We start from the raw sequence: 10,045 nt of genomic DNA, 5'->3' as shown, positions 1-10,045 counted from the left end.
CGTGTGGGAGGAAGCGACTGGGCGCAACCCTCACATCCGCTATCAGGAGGTTGGGAAGAGCGTCGGCGGGAGGGGGTTGGTGGGGCGGGCGATTAGGGCGGTTGAGTTGGCGGGGCGGGATCCTCGGTGGGCGCGGGAAGAGGCGGAGGGGGTGCTGCGGGAGAGTGAGCGGGTGGGGGATGCGGAGGCGGCGTCGATCGCGTTGCGGGGAATGGCGTTGGCCGCGTGGGAGCTTGGTGATTTGGGGTTGGCGGATGAGCTGCTTACGCGGGCGGTTCGCCGGGCTGTCGATGTGCCGGTGCGGGCGGCGCAAGCGGCGATGTCGCAGGTTCCGTTTCGTGCGCTACTGGGGGATCCCGAAGGGGCGCTCGCTCTTGCCGACAAGGTCGAAGCAGATCTGGACAGGCTCGATCGGCATCGGCTGGATGTCCAGCGGGCGGTGCCGCTGGTCCTGCTCGGCCGGCATATGGAGGCTGTTGAGCGGTGTACGACGGCTTTTCCGGCTCTCGGCGATGACCCACGTTGTCATGCGGGCGGACTCCTCAGCCGGGGTCTCGCCTATGTCTTCCTTGAACGATTCGGCGAAGCGGCCGCCGACTTCACGCGTTCCGCCGAAATCGCCAGGAGCTCAGGATTCACCCATCTGGCCATGCTCGCCGAAGGCAACCTGCCTTTCGCCGCCGCCCGCCGAGGCGACATTCCCGCCGCTTTCGCGAGCTACCAGGCCGCCGAACATTCCCTGGTCGGCTACCCGGAGCGCCTAGCGGCCATGCGCGTCGACTTCGCCCAAGCCCTCGTCGAGGCACGGCTCCCGAACGAAGCACGCGCCCTCCTGGAACAGGCCGTCCCGGTATTGGCGGCTTCCAATGCCCAGGTGGCGTTGAGCGACGCCCGCCTCCTCCTCGCTCAAGTGGAACTACTCACCGGCGACCCCTACCAAGCGCAACAAACCGCGCAGACAGCCCACACCGAACTACTCACCCAAGGCCGCGCCCGCTGGGCTCCTCTGGCTACCGAAATCATCCTGCGGGCACGACTGGCACAGTCCGACCCTCCGCACCTCGTCTCCGCGGATCTGCTCACCGACTTGTACGCATGCTCCGACGAGTTGGCCACCACAGGCTGGCTGACTCAAGCCGACTCCCTCCGCCTACAAGCCGGACGCACCGCCAAGCACCTGAAGGATCGAGCAGCGGCCACGACCCAGCTGTCCCGGCTCCTGACCCCCCGCACCCGCCCGATCGTCCGCCACCACGCGCAAGCCGTCCTCCACCACCTGAACGGCGACGACACCGCCGCCATGGCGTCAGTGGAGGCAGGCATCGCCACCTTCCTGGAAACGATCTCCCCCACGTCGGCTCAGGGCATCGATCACCCCATGATCATGGGCGCGGCCGAGATCCGCGCACATGCGATTCGAGGCGCCGAGCAGCTGGCGTCCTTCGGTCTCGAACTCGCTCTCTCACGCGGAACCGGCCAGGGCGTCCTCGCCTGGGCGGAACGATGGCGTGCGGTGGTACGCGGCGACTTCACCGGCGACGCTCCACCCATCGGACCGACCCGCCTCGTGGAATTCGTCCGACACGAAGATGACCTATTCGCAGTCGTCGCCCAACATGACAATTGCGAATTACACAAGATCGGCTCATATTCGGACATAACCGAAGCAACGATCCGGATCCGCTACCAGCTCCGACGACGCAATCTACGCGACACCGAACCCAGCACCGGACATGGCAACGGACATGGCACCGAACCCGGAACTGAACCCGGCGGCACTGAACCCGGCGCTGAATACAGCACCGGACGCGACACCGAAACCAGCACTGAACTCGAAACCGGACCCGGCATCGGACGCGGCACCGGACCCGGCACGGAATCGATACCCGAAGCGGAGTTGGCAGCACTCGACGCCTTGCTGATTCGCTCTCTCCGCCTGAACCCAGGACCAATCACCATCGTGCCCACGGGCTCGCTCCACACCCTCCCGTGGCCGCTGCTCCCCTCCCTCCGCGGACGACCAGTCTCCATCCATTCACACGCGGGCGGACTTCCAGCCGCACACAAATCGGACACCCTCGTTATCGCGGTCGCCGGACCCGAACTGGAATACGCCCAAGACGAAGTCCAAAGAGTGGTCAAGACCCACAAGAACGCCACAGCCATCCCAGCCGCCAAGAAATCAGTGATCGAGGCACTGGAATCGGCCGGAGTCCTCCACATCGCGGCCCACGGCATGTTCTCACCCCGCAGCCCGATGCTCTCGAACATCACCCTTGATGACGGCCCTCTGATGGCCTACGAACTCCTTCGCGCCAACCGCATGCCACCAGTGGTCGTGCTCTCAGCATGCGAAGCCGGAATGGCACACGCCCCCATGGACGGCGTCGCCTGGGGCCTGGCAGGCGCATTTCTAGAACGCGGCACCCGCTGCGTCATCGCCGGAGTCGTACCAGTCAGGGACGAGGAAGCCCTAATCCTGATGGACCGCTTCCACGAACTCCTCGCAAGCGGTCACCCACCCGCCGAAGCACTGGCAAAAGCAACACACGAGACCAACGTCCCAGGATTCGCATGCTTCGGCTCGGGAAACTAACCCGATCACCAAGGTCCAGCGACCAAGCTATGAGCACCCAGAAGCCGCTCGACGAGTAGAGCGAGCAGGCTTGGGCGACCGGGATCCATTTTCTGCCAGGATCGCTTGCGTTGAGGCACCGGCTGGCGGTGATCTCCAACTGCTCGTACTGATATCAGCACCGTTGCCGCCACCATGGCCACTCGGGTGAAGCGTGCGGATTCGGCGACGTCCGGGTGAGAAACCGTCTGTCGACAGGGAGAACCAGACCATAGAGGTACGGTTTAGCCCACCGCGGCAGTGCGATAAGTGCCTCTTCGAGTCGCTGGCGTGCTGTTTCTCCGGAGCACTCTGGGCACATGCAGGTAGGCGCGATCCGGTCAGCGGTGCCAGGAACGACCGCCTGCGCCCAAGCGAGCAAGGCCGCCGCCACTTCGCCTGGCCGCATCCGGGTATGTTCCAGCCTGATCACCGCGGCCATGGGCCGACGGCCAAGACCTGGAACCTGATGGATCGAAGCTCTGTGGGTTACGCACACAGATCCTCGTGCGCGAACCTCGGAAGGGCGCCTACGCGGCATGGCCCTTTCTGGTAAATGTCACAGCCGCGATCATCGCATGCCGGGGCCCCGATCTCTAGATCAGGTGCCAAGCGGTGAAGCAGATTCAAGAGTGAACACCTTCGGCATCCAGGGGGACATTCCCGCCTTCAGCAGGACGCCCAAGCGCGCGTTGCCTTCGCCGACTCGTCAACACGAACCTCCGATAGTTCACGATCTTGATATTCGCCCCATCCACTCCCTCACCAAAGCCAAGCCCTACAACAGAACGACGCCGTCGCCACGACGTGGCGCTGCTGAGCGCGATGACCCGGCTCGCTCGCCGTTATCCGGCGCCATTCACGCTGGTAACACATCTCGCCACATCGGCGCCAAGAACGCCAGCGGCATTCTGTTGGGTGCTCTTGATCGCCGAGGTGAATGGTGACGATCATGCTCCGCTCACTGGAAGTGGGTGCTCATCCGCAATCGCCTCCACCGCTAAAGATCCTTGATGCTTTTCCACCCGGCGCACCCCAACGATCGTCCAAAGCGCGCGCTTGAACGGGAGGTCAACCCGTGGCGATGGGGCGGGTGGGGTCGGTGATCCAGTGGGACCAGGAGCCGACGTAGAGGGCGGCGGGGAGGTTGGCTATTTCCAGGGCCAGGAGTTGGTGGGCGGCGGTCACGCCGGAGCCGCAGTAGGTGCCGATGGGGATGCCGGGGGTGGCGCCTAGGGTGTTGAAGCGTTCGCGGAGGAAGTCGGGGGTGTGGAAGAGGCCGGCGGGTTCGATGTTCTGGGTGGTGGGGGCGTTGACGGCGCCGGGGATGTGGCCGGCGACAGGGTCGATGGGTTCGGTTTCGCCTCGGTAGCGTTCGGGGGCGCGGGCGTCGAGGAGGACGCCGGTGATGGCGAGGTCGGCGGCCTGATCGGCGTCCAGGGTGGGCATTCCGCCGGGGGTGGCGGTGAAGTCGCCGATGGGAATGTCCGGCACGTCCTTGGTGACCGGCAGGCCGGCCCGGGTCCAGGCGCGGAGCCCGCCGTCGAGCACGCGAACGCTGGGATGCCCGAAATATCGCAACGTCCACCAGGCTCGCGCGGCGGACAGGGATTCGGCCTCGTCGTAGACCACGACGGGCCGGGAGCCCGACACCCCAAGGCGGCGCATGGCGGCCTGGAAGTCCTCGGCGGACGGGAGCGGATGGCGCCCACCGGACCCGGGCGGCGCGGCCAGATCCCGCTCCAGGTCGCAGAAGACAGCGCCGGGAATGTGCCCTTCGCGATAGGCCTCGATCCCCGGCGGACCACCCAGCCGCCAGCGCACATCGAGCAGAGTGACCCGCTCGTCGGCCAGACTCTCAGCGGCGATCAACGGCCCCATCGTGCACCCCCAGGCAGATCAGACGAACTTCACCGATGGATCTCCAGCAGCGGAACGTTCAGTTCCTCCACTGTCAACGACCCGTGGTACCCCGTGAATGCCCATTCCAACTTCTCGGTCTCCGCCGGGATGACCACGCAGCCACCGTACGGCACGGCTACGACATCCCCGATCCGCGGCAGCCACTCCCGCCGCACGCTCCCCCCGAACCACCCGGAATCCACCGCTTCCTCCCGGGACACGACCCACGCCCGCCCGTCGAGCATCTCGCGCCAGGTGGCTTCGACCGCCGAGGCGGCGCCCGCGAGCGTGTAGAGGTGCCGGGCCCGGGGTTCGCCTCCAAGCAGGGAGACGCCTTCCATGAGTTCGGGATGCTGGTCGACGTCGACCTTGTCGGTGGCGTTGACCATGCCATGGTCGGCGGTCACGTACATGACCGCCCCCGGCGGCAGGGTCTCGGCGAGGCGTTCGGCCATGCGGTCGACGATGGCGAGCTGCTCGAGCCAGGCGGGTGAACCCCAGCCCGACCGGTGCCCGGCGGCGTCGAGATCGCCGTAATAGACGGTCACGAACGTGCGGGGGGCTTGGAGCGCGTGCCGTACCCCCTCGATGCGCTCGTCGATGGACTCGGCGTGCAGGTGGTGGACGCCGCGGTAGACGGCGCGGTTGAGGCCGGAGCCGTCGAAGGCGGCGGTGGCGACGTAGACGGCGTCGACGTCCAGGGCGGTGAGGCGCTGGTAGACGGTGGTGGCGGGCTGCCAGACCTCGGGGTCGATGGGGAGCCCGGGGGCGGTCCAGCGCAGGCAGTTGAAGAGACGGCCCTCGCCGGGGACCGCCATCTGGATGCCGATCATGCCGTGCTCGCCGGGGGTGCCGCCGGTGCCGAGGGTGGCCAGGCTGGTGGGGGTGGAGGACGGGAACCCGGCCGTGATCGTACGGCCCAGCGCGCCGGACAGGAACGGCGCTGTCCCGGGATGGGCGCGCAGGAGTTCGGCCCCCATCCCGTCCACCAGGAACAGGCACACCCGGGAGGCGGGCTCCAGCCCGAGCGTGTTGTCGCCGTCGCCCCCGAAGGTGGCGAGCAGGGAGCCGGGAAAATCGCTCAGCGAGGCGGCGCCGTACGCGGGAAGGTGGGGCCCGGCCACGGTCAGCTCCGGGCGGTGGCTTCGGACAGAGCCCGGGCGAAGGCGAGGACGTGGGTGACCGCCTCGGGCCCGTCGGCGGCCTCGCTGACCCGCAGTTGCAGGTCGTCGGCGGTGACCGCGCCGGTGTAGCCGTGGTCGGCGTCGCAGTTCTCGTCGCCGCAGGTGGCCGGTTCGAGATCGACGTGCGAGATCGCGCCCCAGCCGATGGTCAGGGTGACCTCGCTGGGCGGCACGCCGGGCACGTAGGAGGCGGGGTCGGGGACCACCCGGGTGAGCGCGACCGACTGGATCCGGCTCAGCCGGACGGCCTCGGTCGTGGTGGAGGCGTGCGAGGTGGGGTTGCCCTCGGCCGGCGGATGCTCGTCGGTGTGGCAGACCAGCAGCCGGGACGGCGACAGCACCAGCACGGTGACGTGCCTGCGCACCTCCATGGCCGGATCGAACGTGGCCTCGTGGTGCACGACGAACGCCGTTACCTGCTCTTTCCCTACGGCGGAGTCGACGGCGTCGGCGACCAGGTCGGGGTAGTAGCCGCTGCGGTCGATGGCCTCGCGCAGATCGGCAGCCGAGACTCGGGTATCCCTCATGGGTCCATCCTGCCTTGTCATGGGCGCGGTTTTCACATGCGAAGCCACCTTCTCGCCAGCCCAGATATACGGATTTAGCAGTATTTGGAATGGGTATCGGGCCTTTCCCTTCACTTTCGTTTCCCGTTACCCCGCCGGGGTTATCGCTAGAGGCGTACTAGCCGAGGCGGCGGGGTCCGCCGTCAGGGCGGGGACCGACCACCGGGCGGATCACCGCGCGGGCGCCCAGCACCGTGACGCCGCCCTCCCCCACCAGGACCTGGTCGAGATCGAGGCGGGCCACCTCGGGCAGCGCGTCCGCCAGCAGCCCCACCCGGACCAGCAGATCCTCCAGGGCCGGTACGGCCACGGGCGGGTAGCCGTACTCGCCGAACAGGAGCGGCGCGGTGCGCACGGCGCGGACCAGGCCGGCCGCGTCCGCACCGGTCAGCGGCGCGAGCCGGTACGCGTGATCGCCCAGCAGCCGGGCCGCCACATCGGCGAGCCCGAACGACACGACCGCCCCGAAGTCGCGGTCCTGGACCACCCCGACCATGGTCGGCACCGCGGGTCCCGGCGGGGGCTCGGTCGCGACCTCGATCCCGTAGCAGGCGAGCAGGGCGGTGGCGTCGATCTCGGTGTCGGCGGGCGCGGCGCCGATGACGCGCCGCGCTTCCGCCCGATCTAACGATATTTCCGGAATCGTGCCAGCCGGTGCGGTACGCCACCGGGCATGCCTGACCACATGCGCGAGCGCGCGAACGGCCTCCTCCGGCGCCGAATAGGACGGGATCGAGCCACGCTCCGGGCCCTCCCCCGGCACGCGAAGCTCGGCGGGAAGCCCCCACTCGCCCTGGAAAGTGGCCAGCACCGGCTTCCCGGACTCCTGAGCCACCTTGATCAGCTCGGCGGCCACCAGGTCGGCCCGCCCGGGAATGGGCGGCATGTAGATCGCGACTGCGGCGTCCACCCCCGGCAGCACGCCCGCGAGCGCCTTCCCGAACTCCTCGGCCCCCGCGCGTGCGCCCAGATTGACCGGAGTGCCAGGTTCGAGACCCGCGGCCAGGCAGGCGTCGGCGGCCAGCAGCGCCAGCGCGTCGGAGTTGCTCACGATGCCCACCCGCGGCCCTTCCGGCAGCGGCTGGTAGGCCAGCAGCTGCGCCACGTCGAACAGCTGGGTCAGATCGTCCACCCTGATCACCCCGGCCTGGGCGAACAGCGAGCTCACCACGGTGTCCGGCAGGCCGAGCGCCGACGCCGCGTGCCCGCTCGGCACCCGCTGCGACTTGACCACCACGATCGGCTTGGTACGCGAGATGCGCCGCGCCAGCCGGGCGAACTTGCGCGGATTCCCGAGCGATTCCAGGTAGAGCAGGATCACCTCGGTCGCCGGATCCTCCTCCCAGTACTGGAGCAGGTCGTTGCCGGACACGTCGGCCCGGTTCCCGGCGGAGACGAACGTGGAGATGCCCATGCCGCGCTGCGCCACCCGCTGCAGCAGGGCGGTCCCGAGGGCGCCCGACTGGCTGAAGAAGCCCACCCGGCCACGGCCGGGCAGAGTGGCCGCCAGGGTGGCGTTGAGGCGGATGCCGGGGGCGGTGTTGGCGATGCCGAGGCAGTTGGGGCCGACGACGCGCATGCCGTACAGGCGGGAGATGCGGACCAGTTCCTGCTGTCTTGTGGCGCCCTCCTCGCCGGTCTCGCCGAAGCCGCTGGATAGCACGACCAGGCCTTTGACTCCCTTGCGGGCGCATTCCTCGACCACGCCGAGCACGCTTTCGGCCGGGACGGCGACGATGGCGAGGTCCACGTCGCCGTCGATGGCGGAGACGCTGCGGTAGGCGCGCACCCCGGCCACGGCCCGGACCTCGCGGTGCACGGGGTAGACCGGGCCGGTGAAGTCGGCGGCCAGCAGGTTGCGCAGCACGGTCTGGCCGATGCCGCCGGGTTCCCTGCTGGCGCCGATGACGGCCACCGACTCCGGGGTGAGCAGACGCTGGATCGAGCGGGCCTCGGCGCGGTGCTCGCGGGCCGAGGTGACCTCGACCGCGGTCTCGGTGGTGGCCAGGTCGAGCGTGAGCCGTACGACGCCGTCGGCGAAGGTGCTGCGCGCGGTGTATCCGGCCTGGCGGAACAGCATGTTCATCCGGTGGTTGGCGGGCAGCACGTCGGCGATGAAGGTACGGATCCCGCGCTCGCGCGCGGCCGCGCGCAGGTGTTCCATCAGGACGGCGGCGACGCCCCGGCCCTGGTGGGCGTCCTCGACGAGGAAGGCCACCTCGGCGTGGTCGGGGGGCTGCACCCGGTCGTAGCGGACGACGGCCACCATCTCCGTGCCGATGGTGGCGATCAGCGCCACCCGGTCGTTGTGGTCCACGTTGGTGAACCAGGCGATCTCCCGATCGGACAATCGCGGCCGAGGGCCGAAAAACCGAAAGTAGATCGTTTGATCGGACAAACGGGAGTAAAAATCACGGAGGAGTCCGGCGTCGCCGGGATGGATCGGCCGCAGGTGAGCGGTGCCGCCATCGGAGAGGACGACGTCCGCCTCCCAGTGCGCCGGGTACGGTGGTTCCACAGGTCGAGCGTATCGACGCCCGGCTTGGGATGGTTGGGCAACGCTTGTGCATCGACTGTGCCCGAGTGTCCGCTCTACCCCCCACGGCGTCACCGGAAGCTGTTAAGTTTCTCGGCGTCAGCCTCATATCGCACGGAGAGGACGCCGACCCCCCAATGGTGCGGCAGGCTCACCTCCCTCAGCAGTTGGCAAGGTGGTGACATCATGACCCGGGTCGTCGTGGTGGGCGATCTCATGACCGACGCGGTCGCCCGCGCCAGGTTCCCTCTCGCCCGCGCCAGTGACACCCCGGCAATCGTCACCATGCACGGGGGTGGCTCCGGCGCGAACATCGCCTCCTGGCTCGCCGTGGAAGGTTCCGAAGTGGCCTTCATCGGCCGCCGGGGCGCCGACATCACGGGTCGTAACCGGGACATGGAGCTGATGGGCTACGGGGTGGACGCCCGCCTCGTGATGGACCCGGAACGTCCCACCGGCACCTGTGTCGTGCTGGTGACGCACAAGGGCGAGCGCACGATGTTGTCCGACCCGGGCGCGAACGCGGCGCTGTCGCCCGAGGACCTGCCGCGTGACCTGTTCACCCAGGGTGGCCACCTGCACATGTCGGGCTACACGCTGATCTGCGAGGGCTCCAGGGACGCCGGTCTGGCCGCGCTCGACCTGGCCCGCAGGGCCGGCATGTCGATCTCGGTGGACTGCGCCTCGTCCGCGCCGGTGGAGCGCACCGGGGCCGAGCCGTTCCTGGAGTGGACGCACGGGGTCAAGCTGCTGTTCGCCAACGCCGACCAGGCCAAGGTGCTGACCGGCCGCGAGGAGCCGGACGCGGCGGCCAAGGTGCTCACCGCGTGGTTCCCCCAGGTCGTGGTCAAGCTCAACAAAGAGGGCGCGCTCTGGTACACCAACAGCCGCTCCGAGCCGGTCCGGGTGCCCGCCGAGACCGTCGACCGCGTGGTGGACGGCACCGGCGCGGGCGACGCCTTCGCGGCCGGCTTCCTGCCGAGCTGGCTGAACGGCAAGCCCCCGTCCGACGCCCTGGCGGCAGGCAACGCCCTGGCCGCCAAGTGCATCGCTAACCTGGGCGCCCGGCCCCGCCTCTAAGGTGATTCGGCAGGCGATCTCCTCGCCTGTCGATCGCCGTGGAACTCCCACCCACCCAGCCCGTTTGTTTCTCTTCGGGCTCCGCCCGACCCCGCCGGCGCCGTGGTTGCCCGAATGAAGTGGCAGCTTGATCCGCGTGGTTGTCCCACCCACCCAACCCTTT

The 10,045-nt window shown here is 68.7% G+C and carries 6 protein-coding genes; 2 read left to right on the top strand and 4 right to left on the bottom strand.

Translation table 11 applies throughout. The annotated features are described in order from the left end of the window. Window positions 1-151 precede the first annotated feature (151 nt). Window positions 152-2,596, top strand: coding sequence for a CHAT domain-containing protein (locus Amac_RS45930; RefSeq protein ID WP_155360746.1), 2,445 nt, complete (start codon window positions 152-154; stop codon window positions 2,594-2,596). Window positions 2,597-3,685: 1,089 nt separating this feature from the next. On the opposite strand, the gene Amac_RS45920 is transcribed toward Amac_RS45930, so the two are convergent. From Amac_RS45920 to Amac_RS45905, 4 genes are all read right to left on the bottom strand, one after another. Continuing rightward, the gene (locus tag Amac_RS45920; RefSeq protein WP_155360744.1) at window positions 3,686-4,495 is read right to left on the bottom strand and encodes a sulfurtransferase; all 810 of its coding nucleotides are present in this window, start codon (window positions 4,493-4,495) and stop codon (window positions 3,686-3,688) included. Between the two features lie 29 nt (window positions 4,496-4,524). Beyond that, window positions 4,525-5,640, bottom strand: a complete 1,116-nt coding sequence (locus Amac_RS45915) for an alkaline phosphatase family protein (protein WP_155360743.1) — start codon at window positions 5,638-5,640, stop codon at window positions 4,525-4,527. 2 nt (window positions 5,641-5,642) lie between these two features. After that, complete coding sequence (locus Amac_RS45910) at window positions 5,643-6,227, bottom strand: DUF5998 family protein (RefSeq protein WP_155360742.1); 585 nt, start codon at window positions 6,225-6,227, stop codon at window positions 5,643-5,645. A gap of 157 nt (window positions 6,228-6,384) precedes the next feature. After that, window positions 6,385-8,784 carry a bifunctional acetate--CoA ligase family protein/GNAT family N-acetyltransferase gene (locus Amac_RS45905; protein WP_155360741.1) on the bottom strand — a complete coding sequence of 800 codons (2,400 nt, stop codon included), beginning with the start codon at window positions 8,782-8,784 and terminating at the stop codon, window positions 6,385-6,387. A gap of 204 nt (window positions 8,785-8,988) precedes the next feature. On the opposite strand from Amac_RS45905, the gene Amac_RS45900 reads away from it, so the two are divergent. Next, window positions 8,989-9,882, top strand: a complete 894-nt coding sequence (locus Amac_RS45900; protein ID WP_155360740.1) for a carbohydrate kinase family protein — start codon at window positions 8,989-8,991, stop codon at window positions 9,880-9,882. Window positions 9,883-10,045: the final 163 nt, after the last annotated feature.

This window comes from Acrocarpospora macrocephala, assembly GCF_009687865.1.
Lineage (GTDB): Bacteria > Actinomycetota > Actinomycetes > Streptosporangiales > Streptosporangiaceae > Acrocarpospora > Acrocarpospora macrocephala.
Note: the sequence above shows the minus strand (reverse complement) of the source record. Positions and strands in the feature narration are given on the sequence as shown.